20 protein-coding genes are annotated in these 19,798 nt (G+C 68.2%); 15 read left to right on the forward strand and 5 right to left on the reverse strand.

All coding sequences use genetic code 11. The features are described from left to right. Positions 1-172: 172 nt before the first annotated feature. The 4 genes from ACILR9_RS32270 to ACILR9_RS32285 form a co-directional block, all read right to left on the reverse strand. The gene (locus ACILR9_RS32270; RefSeq protein WP_395714092.1) at positions 173-1,555 is read right to left on the reverse strand and encodes a Na+/H+ antiporter NhaC family protein; all 1,383 of its coding nucleotides are present in this window, start codon (positions 1,553-1,555) and stop codon (positions 173-175) included. Positions 1,556-1,631: 76 nt separating this feature from the next. Continuing rightward, positions 1,632-2,885, reverse strand: coding sequence for an arginine deiminase (gene arcA / locus ACILR9_RS32275; protein WP_395714093.1), 1,254 nt, complete (start codon positions 2,883-2,885; stop codon positions 1,632-1,634). Between the two features lie 15 nt (positions 2,886-2,900). Continuing rightward, entirely contained in the window at positions 2,901-4,358 is a 1,458-nt protein-coding gene (locus ACILR9_RS32280; RefSeq protein ID WP_395714094.1) for a basic amino acid/polyamine antiporter, read from the reverse strand. After that, a complete protein-coding gene (locus ACILR9_RS32285; RefSeq protein ID WP_395714095.1) occupies positions 4,358-5,362 on the reverse strand; it encodes a hypothetical protein in 1,005 nt (334 codons plus the stop codon). The genes ACILR9_RS32280 and ACILR9_RS32285 overlap by 1 nt, the downstream gene beginning before the upstream one ends. Positions 5,363-5,673: 311 nt before the next feature. Between ACILR9_RS32285 and ACILR9_RS32290 the strand changes: the two genes are divergently transcribed. The 15 genes from ACILR9_RS32290 to ACILR9_RS32360 all read left to right on the forward strand — a co-directional run bounded on the left by ACILR9_RS32290 (position 5,674) and on the right by ACILR9_RS32360 (position 18,751). Continuing rightward, a complete protein-coding gene (locus ACILR9_RS32290; protein WP_395714096.1) occupies positions 5,674-6,249 on the forward strand; it encodes a hypothetical protein in 576 nt (191 codons plus the stop codon). A gap of 29 nt (positions 6,250-6,278) precedes the next feature. After that, positions 6,279-6,644: a hypothetical protein gene (locus ACILR9_RS32295; protein WP_395714097.1), complete on the forward strand. Its 366-nt coding sequence runs from the start codon at positions 6,279-6,281 to the stop codon at positions 6,642-6,644. Between the two features lie 21 nt (positions 6,645-6,665). Beyond that, positions 6,666-7,169 (forward strand): DUF992 domain-containing protein, encoded by a 504-nt coding sequence (locus ACILR9_RS32300; RefSeq protein ID WP_395714098.1) that lies wholly within the window; start codon positions 6,666-6,668, stop codon positions 7,167-7,169. A gap of 62 nt (positions 7,170-7,231) precedes the next feature. Further along, entirely contained in the window at positions 7,232-7,612 is a 381-nt protein-coding gene (locus ACILR9_RS32305) for a PLDc N-terminal domain-containing protein (RefSeq protein ID WP_395714099.1), read from the forward strand. Between the two features lie 29 nt (positions 7,613-7,641). Further along, a complete protein-coding gene (locus ACILR9_RS32310; protein WP_395714100.1) occupies positions 7,642-8,748 on the forward strand; it encodes an efflux RND transporter periplasmic adaptor subunit in 1,107 nt (368 codons plus the stop codon). Then, positions 8,745-11,807, forward strand: coding sequence for an efflux RND transporter permease subunit (locus ACILR9_RS32315; RefSeq protein WP_395714101.1), 3,063 nt, complete (start codon positions 8,745-8,747; stop codon positions 11,805-11,807). The genes ACILR9_RS32310 and ACILR9_RS32315 overlap by 4 nt, the downstream gene beginning before the upstream one ends. Then, positions 11,804-12,088, forward strand: a complete 285-nt coding sequence (locus ACILR9_RS32320; RefSeq protein ID WP_395714102.1) for a hypothetical protein — start codon at positions 11,804-11,806, stop codon at positions 12,086-12,088. Before ACILR9_RS32315 ends, ACILR9_RS32320 begins: the two co-directional genes overlap by 4 nt. Continuing rightward, positions 12,085-12,579, forward strand: a complete 495-nt coding sequence (locus ACILR9_RS32325; RefSeq protein ID WP_395714103.1) for a Na+/H+ antiporter subunit E — start codon at positions 12,085-12,087, stop codon at positions 12,577-12,579. The genes ACILR9_RS32320 and ACILR9_RS32325 overlap by 4 nt, the downstream gene beginning before the upstream one ends. Further along, on the forward strand, positions 12,572-12,862 hold the full coding sequence (locus ACILR9_RS32330; protein WP_395714104.1) for a monovalent cation/H+ antiporter complex subunit F: 291 nt from the start codon (positions 12,572-12,574) through the stop codon (positions 12,860-12,862). The genes ACILR9_RS32325 and ACILR9_RS32330 overlap by 8 nt, the downstream gene beginning before the upstream one ends. Continuing rightward, positions 12,859-13,155 carry a cation:proton antiporter gene (locus ACILR9_RS32335; RefSeq protein ID WP_395714105.1) on the forward strand — a complete coding sequence of 99 codons (297 nt, stop codon included), beginning with the start codon at positions 12,859-12,861 and terminating at the stop codon, positions 13,153-13,155. Before ACILR9_RS32330 ends, ACILR9_RS32335 begins: the two co-directional genes overlap by 4 nt. Continuing rightward, complete coding sequence (locus ACILR9_RS32340) at positions 13,152-14,111, forward strand: hydrogenase subunit MbhD domain-containing protein (protein ID WP_395714106.1); 960 nt, start codon at positions 13,152-13,154, stop codon at positions 14,109-14,111. The genes ACILR9_RS32335 and ACILR9_RS32340 overlap by 4 nt, the downstream gene beginning before the upstream one ends. Continuing rightward, positions 14,108-14,443 (forward strand): NADH-quinone oxidoreductase subunit K, encoded by a 336-nt coding sequence (locus tag ACILR9_RS32345; protein ID WP_395714107.1) that lies wholly within the window; start codon positions 14,108-14,110, stop codon positions 14,441-14,443. The genes ACILR9_RS32340 and ACILR9_RS32345 overlap by 4 nt, the downstream gene beginning before the upstream one ends. After that, the gene (locus ACILR9_RS32350) at positions 14,440-15,939 is read left to right on the forward strand and encodes a complex I subunit 5 family protein (protein WP_395714108.1); all 1,500 of its coding nucleotides are present in this window, start codon (positions 14,440-14,442) and stop codon (positions 15,937-15,939) included. Before ACILR9_RS32345 ends, ACILR9_RS32350 begins: the two co-directional genes overlap by 4 nt. After that, positions 15,936-17,567 carry a complex I subunit 5 family protein gene (locus ACILR9_RS32355; RefSeq protein ID WP_395714109.1) on the forward strand — a complete coding sequence of 544 codons (1,632 nt, stop codon included), beginning with the start codon at positions 15,936-15,938 and terminating at the stop codon, positions 17,565-17,567. Before ACILR9_RS32350 ends, ACILR9_RS32355 begins: the two co-directional genes overlap by 4 nt. 170 nt (positions 17,568-17,737) lie before the next feature. Further along, positions 17,738-18,751: a helix-turn-helix domain-containing protein gene (locus tag ACILR9_RS32360; protein ID WP_395714110.1), complete on the forward strand. Its 1,014-nt coding sequence runs from the start codon at positions 17,738-17,740 to the stop codon at positions 18,749-18,751. Between the two features lie 33 nt (positions 18,752-18,784). Here ACILR9_RS32360 and ACILR9_RS32365 read toward each other — a convergent pair whose 3' ends face one another. Continuing rightward, positions 18,785-19,759: a helix-turn-helix domain-containing protein gene (locus ACILR9_RS32365; protein WP_395714111.1), complete on the reverse strand. Its 975-nt coding sequence runs from the start codon at positions 19,757-19,759 to the stop codon at positions 18,785-18,787. Positions 19,760-19,798 lie beyond the last annotated feature (39 nt).

The following is a 19,798-nucleotide window of genomic DNA, read 5'->3' on the forward strand; positions in this document are numbered from 1 at the left end:
CCGGTCGGCCCGCCGGGCGCCCAGCGCGTGCTCAAGGTCACCAAGACCCAGGGCGCCGACGGCTCGATCACGACCACCCGCGAGGACATCTACGGCGGCAAGATCGTGCCGTTCGTGCCGTTCACCAAGCTCGAAGGCGACAGCATCGTCGGCACGCACAATCGCTGACGGATCAGGAGCGACGCAGGATCCTGAATCCAAGATAGGCGCCGGCGATGGCCAGCAGCGGGCTGACGATGCTGAACACCGCATAGGGCGCATAGCTCCAGGTGGCGACGCCCAGCGTCGCCGCCATGTAGGCGCCGCAACTGTTCCACGGGATCAGTGCCGACGTCGGTGTCGCCGTGTCGCCGACCGTGCGTGACAGCACGACGGGGGCCAGCCCGCGCCGTTCGAAGGCGGACTTGAACATCCGGCCCGGCAGGACGATGGCTATGTACTGGTCGGCAGTGATGACGTTGGTGGCGACGATCGACGCCACCAGCGAGCTGACGAGCGCGCCAATGGACTTCGCCCTTTCGGTGATCGGCGTGATCAGCCGGTCGAGCACGCCGGCCTTCTCGACCACGCCGCCGAAGGCGAGGGCGGTGACGATCAGCCAGATCGTGTTCAGCATGCTGTCCATGCCGCCGCGGCTGGCCAGCAGGTCGATCGGCGCGAAGCCGGTGGTCGACTTGTAGCCGCTGGCCAAGGCGAGCCATGTGCCCTTGAGCAAGGCGAGCCAGCCGGGAAGGTCCGCGGCGTCGGCGAAGGTGACGACGCGTCCCGGCGCCACGACCACGGCCAGCACGCCACCCGCAACCGAGCCCAGGAAGATGGCGGTGAAGGCGGGCACCTTGAGCAGCGCCAGCGCGATGACGACGGCCAGCGGCAAGAACAGCACGGGCGTGATCTCGAAGGCGCCGCGGATCGCTTCCATCTTCTCCAGGGCGTCGAAGTCGCCTGGCCGTCCCAGGGTGAAGAATACCGCCAATGCAATCGCCAGGGCGACGGCCGACGACAGCATGGTCTCGCGGACGTGCTGATAGAGATCGACCCCGGCCGCGGCGGCGGCGAGATTGGCCGAGTCGGACAAAGGCGAGGTCTTGTCACCGAAGTAGGCACCCGAGATGATGGCGCCTGCCGCGATCGCCGGGTTGAGCTCCATGCTCAGCGCGATGCCCATGAAGCCGACGCCGATCGTGCCGACGACCGTCCACGAGCTGCCGATGCTGACGGCGACGATGGCCGAGATCGCGCACGCGGTGACGAAGAAGTAGTTCGGGCTGAGCAGCTGCAGGCCATAGTAGACCATGGCCACCAGCGTGCCGCTGAGCGCCCAGGTGCCGATCAGGCCGCCGACGGCGAACAGGATGAAGATGGCGCCGATGCCGGTCGAGACGCTATCGGTCGCCGCCTTGCCCAGGCCGTCGATCGAATGGCCGCACCGCCAGCCGATGAAGCCGGCGATCACGGTCGAGACGACGAGGGCGACCTGGTTCGGCCCCATCGCCCCGGCATCGCCGAACAGGAAATACGACAGTCCGACCAGCAGGATCAGGCTGGCCACCGGCACGACGGCCTCCGCCGGCGAGGGAGGACGGGGTTGGTCGGGCCTTTTCACAGCCGGGAAACCTCGTTGCCGGCGGCGCCTAGAAGTCCACCGGGTCGCGGATGATCGGGCAGGTCATGCAGTGCCCGCCGCCGCGGCCACGGCCGAGCTCGGCGCCGACGATGGTGATCACCTCGATGCCTGCCTTGCGGAGCAGCGTGTTGGTGTAGGTGTTGCGGTCGTAAGCGAAGACGACGCCGGGTGACGCGCAGACCAGGTTGGCGCCGCTGTCCCACTGGGTGCGCTCGCGCATGTACGCGGTGCCGCCGGTCTCGACGACACGCATCTTCTTGACGCCCAGCGCGTCGGCCACCGTCTCGACGAACGGCTTCTCGTCCTTGCGCAGCTCGATGCCGCTCGGCGTGTCGGCCGGCCGGTAGGAGTAGGCGTGGATGTTGTAGACGATGTCGGGATAGAGCAGCACGCAGTCGCGGTCGGCGAAGGTGAACACGGTGTCGAGGTGCATGGCCGCACGGAGCTTGGGCATGGCCGCGACGATCACGCGCTCGGCTGCACCCTGGCGGAACAGGGCCTGGGCGAGCTGGCTGATCCCCTGACGCGAGGTACGCTCGCTCATGCCGATCAGCACGACTCCCTTGCCGATCGGCATGACGTCGCCGCCTTCGATCGTCGCCAGGCCATGGTCGATCGTCGGATCGCCCCACCACACCTTGACCTTGCCGGCAAAGTCGGGATGGAACTTGTAGATCGCTCCCGCCAGGATCGGCTCCTCGTGGCGGGCCGGCCAGAACAGCGAGTTGATGCTGACGCCGCCGTAGATCCAGCAGGTCGTGTCGCGCGTGTACAAGGTGTTGGGCAATGGCGGCAGCAGGTACTCGGTGACGCCCGCGGCATCCTTGACCAGCTTGAGCATCTCGCCGCCGTGGGTTTCCGGGAACTCCTCGGTCGACAGGCCGCCGATCAGGGTCTCGGCGAGCTCGCGCGGCTGCAGGCCGTCGAGATAGCTCCGGATCTCGTCGACCAGGCCCAACCCGACCTGGTCAGGCACCACCTGGTTGTCGATGATCCACTTGCGCGCCTCGGGGATGGCCACCGTCTCGGCCAGCAGGTTGTGCATCTCGACGACCTCGATGCCGCGGTCGCGCATCTTCTGCATGAAGTCGAAATGGTCGCGCCTCGCATTGTCGACCCACAGCACGTCGTCGAACAGCAGCTGGTCGCAGTTCGACGGTGTCAGCCGCTGGTGGGCTCGCCCGGGGGCGCACACCATGACCTTGTGGAGCTTGCCGACCTCCGAATGGACGCCGAATTGCTTGTCCGATGCCTTTGTCATGTGACGCTCCGTGAGCTAGATGGTGATGTAGCCGGTGACCAGCCAATGGATGCCGACGGCAGCGCCGGCGATCGTCAGGCCAAAGATCAGCCAGTCCCAGGTCCGGACGAAGATCGGCTTGCCCTGCTCGCGACGCGCCCACACGTAGAGGATGCTTCCCGGTGCATAGAGAACTGCCGCCAGCAGGATGTATTTCAGGCCGCCGGCGTAGAGCATGAAGATGGTGTAAAGGGTCGCGACGGCGGCGATGATCAGGTCGCGTCGACGTTCCTCGGGCCGCACGTCGTATGTCTCGCCGCGACGGCAGAGCTGCAGGCTGTAGGCCGCCACCAGCACGAACGGGATCAGCGAGATCGAGCTGGTGAGATTGAGCATCAGCGAGAAGGCGTCGCGCGACCAGTAGGTCGTCACGACGATGAGCTGGACCACGATGTTGGTGGCCCACAGGGCTGCCGCCGGCACCTTGTTGGCGTTCTCGCGGGCGAACAGCGCCGGCATGTCGCGTGTCCGCGCCGCCGCGAACAGCACCTCGGCGCAGATCAGCGACCAGGCGAGATAGGCGCCGAGCACCGACACGAGCAGGCCGACGCTGACGAACACCGCACCCCACGGCCCGACCACGGCCTCCAGCACTTGCGCCATCGACGGCTGGCGCAGGCCGGCGATCTCGGGGCGCTGCATGGCCGCGTAGGGCAGCAGGGTCACCAGCACCATCAGTGAGGTCACGATGACGAAGCCCAGGATCGTCGCGCGGCCGACATCGGCGCGCGTCCGCGCAAAGCGGGAATAGACGCTTGCGCCCTCGATGCCGAGGAAGACGAACACGGTGACCAGCATGGTGGCGCGCACCTGGTCGAAGATTCCGTTGGTGAGGTCGCCGCCGAACAGGTTGTAGCTGAACATGTCGAGACGAAAGGCGGCGATCAAGAGCACGATGAAGGTCAGGATCGGCACGATCTTGGCGACCGTGACGACGCTGTTGATGATAGCCGCCTGCTGGGTGCCGCGCAGGATCATGAAATGGAACAGCCAGATTCCCAGCGATGCGACGGCGATCGCGACCACGGTATTGCCGTCGCCGAACACCGGGAAGAAAGCCCCCAGCGTCGACTTGATCAGCACCCAGTACGAGACGTTGCCGATGCACGAGCCCAACCAGTACCCGAACGCCGACAGGAAGCCGGGGTAGTCGCCGAAGCCCGCCTTGGCGTAGGCGAACACGCCGGCATCGAGGTTGGGCTTGCGTTCGGCCAGGGATTGGAACACGCGCGCCAGCATGTACATGCCGGTGCCGGCGATCAGCCAGGCAATGATAGCCCCGATCGGCCCGGTAGCGTTGGCGAAGGTGCGCGGCAGCGAGAAGATGCCGGCCCCGACCATCCCGCCGACGACCATCATCGTCAGCGCGAACAGCGAAAGCTTGCGGGTCGCGGAAGCCGCTGAGGTGGCGTCGCCTGGGGCTTGCGTCGTCATCAGAATCTCCAACCGAGCTTGAGGGCGGCGCCGAGATGCCAGATCTGGAAGTTGCCGCCCGGCGCGTTGGACCAGTTGCTCTCGTAGGCGGCCTGAAAGTTGAGCGCTGGCCGGCCGACCATCGCGGCCGTCGCGGCGGAGCCGAACCATTCGGCCGGCATGACGAACTCCAGCGTGACGATCGGCTCGACCAGCCAGTCCTCCCGGTTGAAGCCGTAAACGGCGTCGAAGGCGCGTCGCTCCAGGTCGACGCCGGCGCTGATGTTCCAATGCGGCGAGATCACATAGGTGGCCGAGGGCACGAAGAATGCCGCCCACGAGCCCGGCTCGGGGTCGCGAAAGCGGCGCTGGATCGCCGCCGTCACGCCGAGCGACAATCGCGTCTCGGCGATGGTGTTGCCGGAGAAGGCGACGCGGCGGAAATCGGCGTCGTAGTTGAAGGTCTTGTTGACGCCGATGTTGATGTCCTGGCGGGTCGCGAACCGGGAGCGGTAGAAGGGATCGAAGTCCCAGCGCGGCGCGTAGGATATATAGGGCGAGTACGCCTGGTCGTTGCTCGGATCGACATGCTGGAGGCGCGCCGACAGGCCGATCTTGTCGAAGTCGGATGCCGGCACCTGTGTGAAGCGGTCGACCTCGGCGCGCGCACTGGCGGTGAACCGTAGCGGCAGGTCGAAGACGGGCGTCGACCACGAGGCGTTGACCACCGGGCTGAACTCGGCGGAGTTGGTGCCGCCCGTCGGCAGAGCGTCGGCGTTCGAGTTGAAGAACAGCGGCACGAGGCCATTGATGGTGAATGTCGAGCGGCGCGCCTGCTGCTCGAGACCGGGCGACGTGGCGAACAGGTTGCTCTGGGGCCCCGGCGTCAAGCCGTTGGGCGTGCCGAACATGGCGTCATAGCGAGCCGCGTTGGCGTCCTCATGCATGTCCTTGAGCTGAGCGGCCGCTGGCGCGGCGAGCAGAATGACGGCCAGCGGCATCCAGGCGCTGGCAAGGCCAGCCACCCGCCCGCGGAGACGAGGCTTGCGCCCGGCGTTCCTCAATCCCGTTGTTTCCCCCGACTTCATTTGGCGTCCCTCGATGTGACTCAAGTCGCACGTTACGCGTGCATCCTAGAGATCGCCGCGCCTCGCCGCGCGAGCAGCACGTCCCGGAACTATGCCGCGCGTCCCAAATGCCTCTCGGCGTCGCCGGGCGAGCGCGACCTTCGCGCGAGAATTGGGACGCAGCGAACAGTCAGGGGACGCCGCGCCGATGTGTCGCCAGCGTCAACCGATAGAATGCCCAACCGACACTGCAATCGATGGAGGCGATCATGCGCAACATCAGAATCCTGTCAGCACGAATCCTGGCAGCCGCGATCGGCACGGCGTTGGCGTCGGGCGCCATGGCCCAGGCCAATCGTGCTACCACCAACGTACCGGCCACGGCCGGGGTGCCGGAGTTCCGCGACCCCAAGACGGGGCAGGTCTGGACACCTGAAACGGTCGGCCAAAGCACGGCGGCGCCCACCGGGCCGCAGGACAAGGCCTTCGACCCGAGCGCCCAGGACGCGCCCGGGAAGGTCGCGGAGCAACGCGTGCAGGGCCGCCCGCTCGGCACCGTGCCCATCACCGCCGGCCCGAGCACGCCGATCCTGGCGATGGACGGCGCCACCTTGCGTGCGGTGCCGGGCCAGCGCTGGCAGATCGTGATGTACCTCGACAACAACAGCGGCAATGCGGTCGATCCGGTGATCGAGTGTCGCTTCCTGAACGGCGGCAACACCGTGATGACGACACGGGCCCTTGTCGCCCGCACCGGCCCGGGCGTTCGCCAGGGGTTATTGATCTACGGGCCGCGGACGACGCTCTTCGTCGACAGCTCGTCATGCAACGTGGTGTCACCGTAGAGGTCGGATCAATGAGAGGAGAGAAGTCCATGTCCACCCGTCTCTGGGCCGTTGGCCTGCTGGCTCTGGCCAGCGTCGCGCAGTCGGCGTGCGCGCAGAATGTCGAGACCGAGTTCCGCGTCACGCCAACCGACCGCAATCCCTCCGCGTGCCAGCGGTGGGACGCCGAGCTGTCGCGCGTGAACTCATTTACCCGGACCGGCGATAGCGCGACGTTGCGCACGGCCGGTGGCATTACTCGCACCATGACGCAGAGCGCGCCGAACGTCTTCACGACGACGCTCGCCCTGGGCGGCACCAACTTCGATGTCGTCGCCGACGCTTCGAAGACGCCAGGCACTCTCGAGGTCTCAGAGCCGCGCATCGGCTGCCGCTGGAGCGCTATCGCCCGTTGAGGAAGTTCAGGAGGCAATGAGATGACTCACATGACAATCGCCCTCGCCGCGACGCTGGCGGTCCTGGCCACCGGCTGCGCGCAGCAGCAAGCCGCCGCGCCCGGCACGGCACAGCAGCCCAGCCGCGGCGGCTTCAACGTCGGCACCATGAGCTGCAACGTTGCCGGGGGGGTCGGTTTCGTCTTCGGCTCGTCGCGCGCCCTCACCTGCCTGTTCACGCGCACCGACGGCACGGCGGAGCGCTACCAGGGCACGATCAACCGCTACGGAGTCGACATCGGCTTCACGCGGGAAAGCACGATCGTCTGGGCGGTGTTCGCTCCGGGCACGCTGGCGCCGGGCGCGCTGGCCGGCGACTACGCAGGCCCGAGCGCGCAAGGCACGGTCGGCGTCGGTGCCGGCGCCAACGTGCTGCTGAGCGGCAACACCAACCAAGTCACGCTGCAGCCGGTCAGCATCGAAGGCAGCATCGGGCTGAACGCCGCAGCCGGCGTAGCGGCGTTGTCGCTGCGCAAGTCCCCCTGAACTGAGGGCCGCCCGCCGCCGCGCCTCGATCGGCGCGGGGCGCGGCGCACGGGAGCGATGCCATGCTATTCTCCGCCGAATCGACGTTCGTCACCTTCCTTGCCGACGCCTTCGCGGTGTTCGTGTTCATCCTCTGGTTCTGGCTGTTCATAACGACGGCCAGCGACCTCTTCCGACGCAGCGACATCTCGGGCCTCGGCAAGGTCGTGTGGGTGCTCCTGTTGATCGTGCTTCCCTACATCGGCATCTTCGCCTACATCCTCACCCAGGGGAGCGGCATGGCGGAGCGCAATCGTATGCAGGCGAGGCAGGCGCGTGACGAGCTGCGCCAGATTGTGGGTTTCAGCGTTGCCGACGAGATCGCGAAGCTCGAGCGCCTGAAGTCCGAGAAGGCGATCTCCGATCAGGAATATGCACGCTTGCGGGCGCGCGTCGTACAGTAGTACGACCGCGCGACGACGAGGGCATTCTGGTGGCGAAATTTACTCCTGCGCGCGCCGTGGGCGCGTTCGCGCTGGCCGGCTTGGTGTTGGCAGCGTCGCTCACGCTCGGCGGCTGCACGCCCAAGAGCAAGGAGAAGGCGGCAGTCCCGAGACCCGTCCGCACGGTCACGGCCAAGCTCGGCGGCGCGGCCGAGACCGTGACGCTCACCGGCCAGATCAGCGCCGAGAACGAGGCGGCGCTTTCGTTCCGTATCGGCGGCAGGATCCTCGACCGGCTGGTCAATGTCGGTGATCGCGTCGAGCCCGACCAGGTGCTGGCCCGGCTCGACCCGCAGAACGAGCTGAATGCGCTGCGCACCGCCCAGGCGGCGCTGTCGGCCGCCGAAGGCCGCGTTGTCGAGACGACCAATGCCTTCGAGCGGCAGCGCACGCTGTTGCCCCAGGGTTTCACGACCCAGGCGCTGTTCGATCAGGCGCAACAGGCGCTGCGCACCGCGCAGTCGCAGCTCGACAAGGCCGAGGCCGAGCTGCAGATCGCCAAGGACCGGGTGAGCTACACCGAGCTGAAGGCGGGCGTCGCGGGCTCCGTCACGGCGCGCACCGCGGAGGCCGGCGAGGTGGTTCAACCCGGGCAGACGGTCTTCCAGGTCGCCCGCGAGGACGGGCGCGACGCGGTGTTCGACGTTCCGGGGCAGGTGATCCGGGCCGCTCCTTCCAATCCCAAGGTGCTGGTGTCGCTGCTCGACGACCCCTCGATCACGGCCGAGGGCCGTGTTCGCCAGGTCGATCCCCAGGCCGATCCGATCACCCGGACCTTTCGCGTGCGCGTCGGGCTGATCAAGCCGCCGCCGGCAATGCTCCTCGGTGCCAGCGTCAGGGGGCGGATGGAGCTGGAGGCGACCGCCGGAATCTCCCTGCCGGCGAGCGCGCTGACGCGCATCGACGGCCAGCCGGCCGTCTGGCTCGTCGATCCGGCCAAGATGACGGTCTCCTTGCACCGCGTGCAGATCGGGCGCTTCGACCCGGGGACGGTGCTGGTTTCCCACGGTCTGGAAGGCGGCGAGATCGTCGTCACCGCCGGCGTGCAGGCGCTTCATCCCGGTCAGAAGGTCCGCCTGCTGGGAGCCACACCATGACCGGGCCCAATCTCTCGGAATGGGTTCTAAAGCATCGATCCTTCACGGTCTTTCTCATGATCGTCGTGTCGATCGGCGGGCTGTCGTCCTACTTCAGCCTCGGTCGGAACGAGGATCCGGCGTTCACGTTCAGGACCATGGTGGTGCAGGCGGCGTGGCCCGGGGCGACGCTCGACGACACCTTGCAGCAGGTCACCGAGCGTCTCGAGCGCAAGCTGCAGGAAACCAGAGGCCTCGACTTCCTGCGCAGCTATACCACGCCCGGGCGCACGACGATCTTCGTCAATCTCAAGGGATCGGTCGGCGCGGCCGAGGTTCCCGACGTCTGGTATCAAGTCCGCAAGAACATCGGCGACATCCGTCATACCCTGCCCGCCGGCGTGGTCGGACCGGGCTTCAACGACGATTTCGGCGACACTTTCGGCCTGATCTACGGGTTCACCGCCGACGGCTTCACCCATCGCGAGCTGCGCGACTACGTCGAGCAGATCCGCTCGCGCCTCCTGAACGTGCCGGACGTCTCCAAGATCGAGATCATCGGCGCCCAGGACGAGCAGATCTTCGTCGAGTTCTCCGCTCAGAAGCTGGCCGGGCTGGGCATCGACCGGAATGCCCTGATCGCCGCCATCCAGGCGCAGAACAGCGTGGTTCCCTCAGGCTCCCTGCAGACCAGCCAGGAGAACCTGCTGCTGCAGGTGTCCGGGGCCTTCCGCTCCGAGGACGATATCCTCGACGTCAACTTCCTCTCGAACGGGCGGATGATCCGGCTGCGCGACATAGCCGAGGTCCGCCGCAGCTACGCCGACCCGCCGCAACCGCTGTTCCGCGTCAACGGCAAGCCGGCCATCGGTCTCGCCATCGCCATGCGCCCCGGCGGCGACATCCTGGCGCTCGGCCGCAACGTCACGGCCGATATTCGCGAGGCCGTCGACGACCTGCCGCTCGGCATCGAGCCGACCCTGGTGTCCGATCAGCCGGCCGTGGTCGATCATGCGATCGGCGATTTCACCACCTCGCTCTGGCAGGCCATCGTCATCATCATGGCCGTCAGCATCGTCAGCCTGGGCTTCAGGCCCGGCGCCATCGTCGCCGCCTCGATCCCGCTGACCCTCGCCATCACTTTCCCGATCATGCAGGCCTTCGGCATCGATCTGCAGCGCATCTCGCTCGGCGCGCTGATCATCGCGCTGGGCCTGCTGGTCGACGACGCGATGACCACCGTCGATGTGATGACGACGCGTATCGCCCAGGGGGACGACAAGGAGGCCGCGGCCTCGTTTGCCTACAAGTCCGTCGCCTTCCCGATGCTGACCGGGTCCTTCGTCACCGCGGCGGGCTTCGTTCCGATCGGCTTCGCGCAGAGCGCGGCAGGCGAGTACACGTTCTCGATCTTCGCCGTGGTCACCATCACGCTGTTCGTGTCGTGGTTCGTGGCCGTGCTGTTCGCTCCCCTGCTCGGCGTGCTGCTGCTCAAGCGGCCCCGAGCTGCCGCGCCCGGCAAGCCGAACCTCGTCCTGCGCACCTTCCGCGTCGTCCTGCTGGCGGCGATGCGCCGGCGCTGGATCACCATCGGGACAGCCGTGGCGTGCCTGGTCGCCGCCATTCTCGTGTCGCCCTTCGTGCAGCGGCAGTTCTTTCCTGCCTCCGACCGGCCCGAGCTCGTGGTCGACCTGAACCTGCCGCAGAACGCCTCGATCTACGCCAGCGAAGCGATCGCCGGCGAGCTCGACGCGTTCCTCGCCAGCGATCCTGACGTGGCGCGCTGGAGCACCTACGTCGGGCGCGGCGCCATCCGCTTCTACCTGCCGCTCAACGTCCAGCTGCCGAACGACTTCTTCTCCCAGGCCGTCGTGGTGGCGAAGGACGTCGCCGCGCGCGACCGTCTGCAGGCCAGGCTGGAGAAGATGATGGCCGAGCGGATGCCGAACGTCGTCGGCCGGGTATTTCCCCTCGAGCTCGGCCCGCCGGTGGGCTGGCCGGTGCAGTACCGCGTCAGCGGCCCCGACCTTGCCAAGGTGCGCTCGATCGCCCTGCAGGTAGCCGAGGTGCTCGGCAGCGATCGGCACATCGCGGAGGTCGCCTACGACTGGATGGAGCCTGCCCGCCAGGTGCGTGTCACGATCGACCAGGACAAGGCGCGGCTGCTGGGGTTGAGCTCGCGGGCGATCGCAGAGGTCGTCAATACCATGATGGCGGGCACGCCGTTCACCCAGGTGCGCGACGACATCTACCTGATCCCGGTCATCGCGCGCGCCGTCGACGAGCAGCGCAGCTCGCTGACCACGCTGCGCGGCCTGCAGCTGCCGCTGGCTGACGGTCGCACCGTGCCCCTCAGCCAGATCGCGACCTTCGACTTCAAGCAGGAGTATCCGCTGGTATGGCGGCGTCAGCGCGTACCGACCCTCACCGTGCTGGCCGACGTGCCGCCGGACGTCGCGCCGGCGACCGCGGTGGCCGCGCTCTCTCCCGCCATCGACAAGCTCGCCCAGGACTTGCCCAAGGGCTACCACGTCGCGGTCGGCGGCACCGAGGAGGAGAGCGCCAAGTCGCAGGAGTCGGTGTTCGCCAAGGTTCCGCTGATGCTGTTGCTGATGCTGTTCTTCCTGATGGCGCAGCTGCACAGCTTCAGCCGGCTGTTCCTGGTCATCAGCGTCATCCCGATGGGCCTCATCGGCATCGTCTTCACGCTGCTCGTGGCCGACAAGCCGCTGGGCTTCGTCGCCATCCTCGGCATCCTCGCCCTGTTCGGGATGATCGCCCGCAATGCCGTCATCCTGATCGAGCAGATCGAGACCGAGCGGGCCGAACGCGCCGAGATCTGGGACGCCGTTGTCGAGGCGACGATTTCGCGCTTCCGGCCGATCATGCTGACCGGCATCTCGACCGTCCTCGGCTTCATCCCCATTGCCGCGGACGTGTTCTGGGGACCGATGGCGCTGGCTATCATGGGCGGCCTGTTCGTGGCCACGGTGCTCACCCTGATCGTCCTGCCGGCGCTCTACGTCACCTTCTTCCGCATCCGCGAGCCGGCCGGTGCGCCGGCAATGGCGGCGGCATGAGACGGCGCGCCCTCGCACCGGCGTTGGCGATCCTCGTTGCTGCCGGGCTGGCGACCGGCGCGTCGCGCCAGCCGCTGGCGCAAGGCGGCCGCGCGGCATCCGACGCTTCCGAGGTGCGCACCGATGCCCTGCTGGGCACGGCGAATCGCGCGACGCCGGTTCCTCAATCGAACCGCTTCTCGACGGCGCCGCGCCTCGAGCAGCAGGCGCCGGGGACGGGCGGTGGTGCGCCTGTCCGGTCCGGCGGTGCCGGCGAGCCGGCGGGCGGAGGAAAGCGGTGAGTTCGCGCCGGGCTTCGGCGTGGCGCCGTGCCGCGCTTTTTCGCGCCCTGCTGTTCTTCGTTCTCTGGCTGATGATCGCGGGCTACAACACCATGGATCTGCCAGTCGGGATCGTTACCGCCGGCATGGCGGCGGCCGCCAGCCTGCGCCTGATGCCGCCGACCGGCCTGCGCCTGCGGCCGGCTGCGACGCTGCGTTTCGCAGCGAATTTCGTCGCGCAGGCGGTGCGCTCGGGGATACAGGTTGCGCTCCTGGCCCTTCGCCCATCGCTCGCCCTGCGCCCCGGTCTCGCACGTTACCGGACGGACTTGCCGGCGGACGGCCGGCGGTACGCCTTCAGCGCGTTCGCCAGCCTGCTGCCCGGTACGCTGCCGACCGGCTTCGACGAGAGCGGGCTGATGCTGCTCCACGGCCTCGACGTCGAGCGTCCAATCGCTGCCGAGCTCGCTGCCGAGGAAGCCCTGTTCAGCCGGATGCTCGCCAATGAGTGAGTTTCTGCTGGCCACTGCCGGGTTCGTCCTGCTGACCGTAGCGGTCGGTCTGTGGCGCATCCTGCGTGGACCGGACGATGTCGACCGGACCCTGGCGACGCAATTGCTCGGCACCGGCGGCATCGCCGTGCTTCTGCTGGTCGCCGCCGGCACGGGGGCAGATGGCGCCGAGGACGTGGCCCTCGGTCTGGCGTTGCTCGCTGCCTTCGCCTCGGTAGCCTTCGTGACCAGCCTTGCCGCGAGCGACGGCGAGGAGCCCGGCGAGGGGCCGCGCGTCCCGTGAGCCTCCTCGCCGATATCGTCACGGTCGTCGCGGTGTGCGCCGGCGTCTTCTTTTTCCTGGCAGGCACCGTCGGGCTCCTGCGCTTTCCCGATTCACTGAGCCGACTGCATGCCCTCACCAAGGCCGACAACCTCGGCCTTGGCCTGATCGTGCTCGGGCTCCTGCCGCAGGCTGGCAGCCTGCTGGCTGCCCTCAAGCTGATCGCCGTCTGGGGGCTGGTGCAGCTGTCCGGCGCGACTGTGGCTCAGGTCGTGGCGACGGCACTGAGGCGTCGAGACGGGCCTCCGCCATGACCCTGATCGACATTCTCGATATCGGGCTGGCGATCGTGGTTCTCGCCGTCGCCGGCTGGACGATTGCCGCCCGCGATTCCTTCGCGGCGGCGGTCGGTTACGTGGCCTACGGCCTGCTGCTGTCGCTCGTCTGGTTGCGACTGTTCGCGCCGGATGTGGCGCTGACGGAAGCGGCGATCGGCAGCGGCGTGACCGGGGTCCTGTTGATGACCGCCGCCGTGCGGCTGCGCCACACCAGTCAGGCAGGTGCGGGTGCCTTTCCCGGCGCGGGCACGCGTGTCGCCGCCGCGCTCCTTTGCCTGATCGTCACCGGCGCGCTCGCCGCGGTGATCCTGGCGCCGGTCGACATCGGCGCGAGCCTGGCGCCGGCGGCAGCCCTCCATCTGGAGTCGACCGGCCTCGGCAATCCCGTCACCGCCGTCCTGATGGCCTATCGCGCCTTCGACACGATGCTCGAGAAGGGCGTTCTGATCATGGCCGTGATCGCCGTGTGGTCGCTGGCCGACGATCGCGCCTGGGGCGGCCGCGCCGGGCCGCTCTCGCAAGCTCCGTCCGACGGCGCGCTCGCCTTGCTCGCCCGGCTGCTGCCGCCGATCGGCATTGTCGTGGGAATTCACATCGCCTGGGTGGGCGCGAACGACCCTGGAGGGGCCTTCCAGGGAGGCGCGCTGCTCGCCGCCATGGCGCTGCTCGTCGTCATGGCCGGCCTGGTCGAGGCGCCCGCCGTCGCCAGCCGCTGGCTGCGCATCGTCATCGTTGCCGGACCCGCGACGTTCCTCCTTGCCGGCGGTCTGGGGTTTGCGATCGCCGCGGGCTTCCTTGCCTGGCCGGTCGGCTGGGCGAAGGCGCTGATCCTCGCCGTCGAGGCCTTCATGGTGCTGTCGATTGCCGCCACGCTGCCTCTGCTGGTCATAGGCCCGCCGCAACGGCCGCCCGCCGGCCACGATACACCATGACGGCGGGGACGCTGGCCGGCCTGACCGGCGCAATGCTGATCGGCTTCGGGCTGTATGGCCTGCTCATCCATCCTCATCCCCTGCGCAAGGTCCTGGCCTTCAACCTGCTGGGCAGCGGCGTCTTCCTTGTCTTCGGCATCATCGCGCGCAAAGGGGCGGCCGCCGGCTTTGAGGCCGACCCGGTGCCTCAGGCGATGGTGATCACGGGCATCGTCGTGGCGTTCGCCGCCACCGCCCTGGCGATCGGTCTGATCCTTCGCCTGGTCGCAACCGGCGGCCAACCGACCCTTGACCCCGGCGATCAGGCGCCGAACGAGGGCGACGGCAAATGATCCCGGGGCTCTCGACCACCCCGGCAGGTTACCTGCTGGTGCTCGCTATCGTCGTGCCGGTCATCGGCATGATCCTGTCGTTTGTCGCCGGCGGTCGCCACGCCGAGCGCATCGCGCTCGCAGTGATGCCGGTCGGCCTGGGACTGGCGCTCGCCATCGCCCTCGAGGTCTGGCGGCAGGCCGGGCCGCTGGTCTACGTCGTGGGCGCCTGGACGCCCCCGCTCGGCATCGCCCTGCGCGCCGACGGCTTCTCGGCGGTCATGCTGGTCACCACGGCCCTGGTCATCGCCGCGGCCGGCACCGCGGGGCGAAACCCATTCGCAACGCCGCCGGTGGTCGTCGAGGCGCGCGCGCCGCTTGCCTTCTGGACCCTGCTGCAGGGGCTGTGGGCCGGTCTGGCCGTGGTGTTTCTCGGCGGTGACCTGTTCAACCTCTATGTCGCGCTCGAGATGCTGACCTTCGCCGCGGTGCCATTGGTCTGCCTCGAAGGCAGCGCCCGCACCCTGCAGGCCGCCCTGCGCTATCTGATGTTCGCGCTGCTCGGCTCGGTTCTCTACCTGCTGGGAGCGGCCCTGCTGTACGGCGTCAGCGGCACGCTCGATATCGTGCTGCTCGCCGAACGGCTGCCTGCCACGCCGGAGGCGGGACCGGTCGTCGCCGTGGCAGCTGCCCTGATGACGGCCGGGTTGCTGGCCAAGACGGCGCTGTTCCCGCTGCATCTCTGGCTTCCGCCGGCCCATGCCAACGCGCCGGCGCCGGCCAGTGCGGTGCTGTCCGCCCTGGTGGTCAAGGCGTCGTTCTTCCTGGTCGTGCGCCTGTGGTTCGGCGTCCTGCCGGGACTGCCCGGCGAGACGGCGATGGCGGTGGTCGGAGCGCTGGGCAGCAGTGCGGTTCTGATCGCCGGCGTGGTGGCATTGTGCCAGGTCCGACTGAAGCTGCTCATTGCCTATTCGACCCTGGCGCAGCTCGGCTACCTCTTCCTGATGTTTCCGCTGGCGGCCGGCGCCCATTCCTGGAGCGACGACGCCTGGACCGCCGGGGTCGTGCAGGCCCTGTCGCACGCGCTCGCCAAGGCCGGCATGTTCCTGGCAGCCGGCCTGGTGGCCGAAGCCATCGGCCACGACCGCCTGGGAGAGCTGCGCGGCCTGGGGCGGGTCATGCCCATGACGGCGCTCGCCCTTGGTCTCGGCGGCCTGTCGCTGATGGGCCTGCCGCCAAGCGGCGGCTTCGTTGCCAAATGGCTGCTGTTGCAGGCTTCGGTGCAGAGCGGACAATGGATCTATGCCGCGGTCGTGCTGGCGGGAGGTCTTCTCGCCGGTGGTTATGTCTTCCGCATCGTCGCGCCGGCGCTCGCGGGCGAGAACCTGGCCGTCCGGGCCAGCATCGCCCGCCCGCGTGAGGCGATTGCCCTGGCCCTGGCCGCAGCCGCCGTCCTGTTGGGCTTCGCGCCGTCGGGCCTGTCGACCCTGCTGCTGATCGGGCGAGCGGCGCCATGAGCGGCGCGCTGGCCGAGGGGCTGCTGGTGGGGGCGGTTGCGGCGCCGCTGGTGCTGCTCGCCCTGTGCCTGGTGCGCCCGGCCCGGCCGATCCTTTCGGCGCTCCTGGCGCTGGCGCCGCTGCCCGCCCTGGCCGCCGCGATGCTGGCGCTGTCCGGCCCGGCGCTTGCTGTCGACGTGCCCTTCCTGCGGCTCAGCCTGCGGCTGGACACGCCGGGGGCGCTGCTGCTGTGCCCGTCGGCGTTGCTGTGGAGCTTCGCCGGAGTATGGGTCGCCGGATGGCTGGGCCAAGGCGCCGGGCGCCTGCGTTTCATCGTCTGCTGGCTGTTGACGATGACAGGCAGCATTGGCGTCTTCGCCGTCGCCGACCTTCCCGGCTTCTACTTCTTTTTCGCCCTCGTCAGCCTGCCGGCCTACGGTCTGATCGTGCACGACGATACGGCGGCCGCTCGGCGCGCCGGCGGCGGCTACATCGCCTTCGCCGTGCTGGGCGAGGCTTTTCTGCTGCTGGGCTTCGTGCTGCTGGCAGCTGCGGCGCCAGCCGGAAGCCTCGAGATCCGCGACATCATGGCGGCTCTGCCGGCGTCGCCCTGGCGTACTCCCGCAGTTGTCTTCACTGCCATTGGCCTGCTGTTCAAGACCGGAGCGGTGCCGGTGCATGTTTGGATGCCGCCGACCTATACGGCGGCGCCCATACCGGTGGCCGCGGCGTTGAGTGGGGCGGCCGTCAAGGCTGGCGTGATCGGGCTGCTGCGCTTCCTGCCGTTCGACGACGTCGGACTGGCACCGGCGCTGGTGCTGCTGGGCCTGGTCTCTGCCTTCTACGGCGTGGCGGTCGGGCTCACGCAAGTCAATCCCCGGACCGTGCTTGCCTATTCCAGCATCAGCCAGATGGGTGTCATTGCGACCCTCCTGGGTATGGGATGGGCAGCCGCGGATGCCACGGTGCGCCTCGACGCGGCCTTCTACGGGGCCAACCATGCGCTGGCCAAGGGCGGCCTTTTCCTGGCCATCGGCGTGATGGCAGGACCGGCCGGCATTCGCGGACGCGCGACTTCTGCGGTGGCCGCCGTTCTGGCACTTGGTCTCGGCGGGTTGCCGCTGACCGGCGGGGCGTTGGCCAAGCAGGTCGCCAAGTCGACGCTCGGCGATGGGGTGGTGGGCGGACTGTCGCTGGCCTCGACGGTCGGCACGAGCCTGCTGATGATGCACTTTCTCGCGACCTTGGCCCGCAGAGCGGGCCAGGATGCGGAATCCGCACCCGGTGCCGCCGGCTTGTGGGCATGGCGCGCCACGGCCCTGGCGGGAGTGGGGCTGCCCTGGCTGCTGTTCCGCAGCATCGCGGATGATCCGGTGGCGCCACTCGCGCCGGCGGCCCTTTGGGCCGCTGCGTGGCCGGTCGCGGCAGGAGTCGGGCTGTGGTTCGTGCTCCGCCCTTGGCTCGACCGCCTGTCGCGTATCCCCATAGGAGACTGGCTTGCGACACGGGAGTCGACCTTTGCCTCACTGCGCCGGCTTGGCAACCTGACGATGAGGCTCGAACTGGGCTGGCGTGCCTGGCCGGTGGCCGGCATGTCGTTGCTCGCGGTCGTCGTCGTGCTGACGGCCGCGATGGCGTTGCGCCGCTGACTGGGTTGTTCGCTTCTGTCGAGCATGCAGGCCTGGATCGGGAATCCCAATTCCATACCCGTCGTCTCAATCTGCCTTCCGACGCGCGACGTAGTCTTTTCAACGCCCGCGTGCCGGACTAAAGCCGCGCCTGCTCATCCGAGCTGAAAATTGGATGACTGAGGCGCCCCATGTTGACGACGAGCTTCGCGACACGTGACCTTTCGAGCTGCGACCAATTCGACTCCTGGCGCGACTGGTACCGTACGGTGTTCGAGATGGCGGCGGACGCTACGGTGTCGGGCGGGTTCGAGGCCGCCAACTCCAACTGGATCATCGGTGGCCTGACCGTCAGTGAGGTGGCCTCGCCGCCGGTCGCTGTCGCTCGCAGCCGGCCCTTTGTGCGGCGCAACCCGGTCGATCACTGGGTGATGACCCTCAGCAGTCAGAGCGCGAGCGAGGTCGCGGTGCGCGATCGCCGATTCCGTGTACCCGCCGGCGTGCCGTTTTTCCTGTCGCTTGGCGAGGAAATGTCCATCCGGCGAGAGGTCGGCGAATCGCGCATGCAGATCCTGCTCTCGCGGGATGCGTTTGCCGGCTCGGAGCCGCTTCTCGATGCTTCCGTCGGCATCCCGCTGCACGGACCGCGCGGCGCTCTCCTCGCCGACTTCCTGCGCATGGTGAAGGCCAGCCTTCCTGCTCTCTCCGTCGAGGAGGCATCCCGCCTGAAGGATGCGGTGCAGGCCATGCTCGAGGCTTGCCTGGCACCCTCGGACCATCCCCTGGGCATGGCAGAGAAGCCCATGGCGGCCACCTTGATGCAGCGGGTACGCAAGGCGGTGGCTCGCCATCTGTACTCGCCATCGCTCGGTACGGCCAAGTTGTGCCGCGAGGCTGCCACGTCGCGCTCGCAGCTTTACCGCCTGCTCGAGGACCAGGGCGGGGTCGCGCAATACATCCAGCGCCGCCGCTTGAGCGAAAGTTTCGCCATTCTCTGCGATACGTCGCGTGACTTCTCCATCGGCCGTATCGCCGAGATGCTCTGCTTCGCCGACGCCTCGGGCTTCAGCCGGGCCTTCCGCCGTGAGTTCGGCATCACGCCGAAGGAAGTGCGCTTGGCGGCACTGGGTGGGCTGCCGCCGTCGCCGCCGAGCCGGGATGACTTCGGCGCCGGGCAGTTTCGCGACTGCCTCCGCTCGCTCTAAGGCTCGGTGAAGCGACCCGCGAGCCGCAGACTTTCAGGGGCGCAGATCGAGAATGGCGCTTGCCGGGGGCGGCACTCCGCGCAGGCAAGCCGCAAAACTGCCTGTTCCGGCCTCGTTTACGCCGGCGCTGGCCGAGAGCGGCGGCAGGCCGCCGCGCGCTGCGTCGCGCACATCGCTTGGGCTGACTCCAAATTCGCGACGAAAGGCACGCGCGAAGCTGGAAGAATCTGCAAAACACAGCATCTCTGCGATCGCCGAGATGGTCGTTGTCGCCGGCGGGTCGCAAAGCAGCGCGAACGCCTCGGACAGCCGTTGCTTCTGAATATAGTGCCCGACGCCGCCCTCGCCCTCGAGCAGGCGATAGAGCTGCGAGCGCGACGTGGCAGCTTCCCGACAGATCAGCTCGGGCCCGAGCGTCGACGAGTGCAGATGCCGGCGGATCGCCCGACGGACCCTTTCCATCAAGGTGACGTTGACGAGCGGCTGGACCTCGCCAATCCGGCTGGCCGAAGGCGCGAGGCAGGCCGCGATCATGGCGCGTGTCGCATCGGTCAGCCGCAGGGCATCCTCCTCGTCCAGGCTCGGCAGGTTGCGCAGCAGCAGGCGCATGTAATCGGCCAGGAGCGTGGCGCCGGCCCGCTGCAACGGCCGCATGCAACTGGCGTCGAGCAGGGTGCCGATGCCGTGAAAGGAATCGCGCGACAGGTAGAGTTGGATGCGGTCGTCGGCCTCACGTTTGTTCTTCATCGGCTGGCCCAGCGACACGACAAAGGGGAGCCCTGGCTCTGCCGCCAGGGTTGCGCTGCCGGAGTCGAGCCAAGTGGCGCTGCGCTTGCTGAGCGTGATCGCCCAATGGTCGACGGGCTCGCGGCGGATGAGCGTGTTCGTGCGGACAACCGACAGGGCTGGCGCCGTGACAGTATTGATCGTGAATCCGCTCAGGGTCCACGCGCGGGCACGGGCGAAGAAGCCTTCATCGCCAGCATGGAGCGGCGACGTGTCGAACACTCGGCCATACCAAGCCTGCCAAGCGTGGAGTTGGTCGCG

The organism is Reyranella sp. (assembly GCF_044224635.1).
Classification (GTDB): domain Bacteria; phylum Pseudomonadota; class Alphaproteobacteria; order Reyranellales; family Reyranellaceae; genus Reyranella.

Excerpts from the sequence above, each read along its gene's own strand:
- ACILR9_RS32305 (WP_395714099.1), top strand. The coding sequence starts at position 7,232 with ATGCTATTCTCCGCCGAATCGACGTTCGTCACCTTCCTTGCCGACGCC.
- ACILR9_RS32300 (WP_395714098.1), top strand. The coding sequence starts at position 6,666 with ATGACTCACATGACAATCGCCCTCGCCGCGACGCTGGCGGTCCTGGCC.
- ACILR9_RS32355 (WP_395714109.1), top strand. The coding sequence starts at position 15,936 with ATGAGCGGCGCGCTGGCCGAGGGGCTGCTGGTGGGGGCGGTTGCGGCG.
- ACILR9_RS32295 (WP_395714097.1), top strand. The coding sequence starts at position 6,279 with ATGTCCACCCGTCTCTGGGCCGTTGGCCTGCTGGCTCTGGCCAGCGTC.
- ACILR9_RS32280 (WP_395714094.1), bottom strand. The coding sequence starts at position 4,358 with ATGACGACGCAAGCCCCAGGCGACGCCACCTCAGCGGCTTCCGCGACC.
- ACILR9_RS32315 (WP_395714101.1), top strand. The coding sequence starts at position 8,745 with ATGACCGGGCCCAATCTCTCGGAATGGGTTCTAAAGCATCGATCCTTC.
- ACILR9_RS32330 (WP_395714104.1), top strand. The coding sequence starts at position 12,572 with ATGAGTGAGTTTCTGCTGGCCACTGCCGGGTTCGTCCTGCTGACCGTA.
- ACILR9_RS32360 (WP_395714110.1), top strand. The coding sequence starts at position 17,738 with ATGTTGACGACGAGCTTCGCGACACGTGACCTTTCGAGCTGCGACCAA.
- ACILR9_RS32290 (WP_395714096.1), top strand. The coding sequence starts at position 5,674 with ATGCGCAACATCAGAATCCTGTCAGCACGAATCCTGGCAGCCGCGATC.
- arcA (WP_395714093.1), bottom strand. The coding sequence starts at position 2,885 with ATGACAAAGGCATCGGACAAGCAATTCGGCGTCCATTCGGAGGTCGGC.
- ACILR9_RS32350 (WP_395714108.1), top strand. The coding sequence starts at position 14,440 with ATGATCCCGGGGCTCTCGACCACCCCGGCAGGTTACCTGCTGGTGCTC.
- ACILR9_RS32340 (WP_395714106.1), top strand. The coding sequence starts at position 13,152 with ATGACCCTGATCGACATTCTCGATATCGGGCTGGCGATCGTGGTTCTC.
- ACILR9_RS32320 (WP_395714102.1), top strand. The coding sequence starts at position 11,804 with ATGAGACGGCGCGCCCTCGCACCGGCGTTGGCGATCCTCGTTGCTGCC.
- ACILR9_RS32345 (WP_395714107.1), top strand. The coding sequence starts at position 14,108 with ATGACGGCGGGGACGCTGGCCGGCCTGACCGGCGCAATGCTGATCGGC.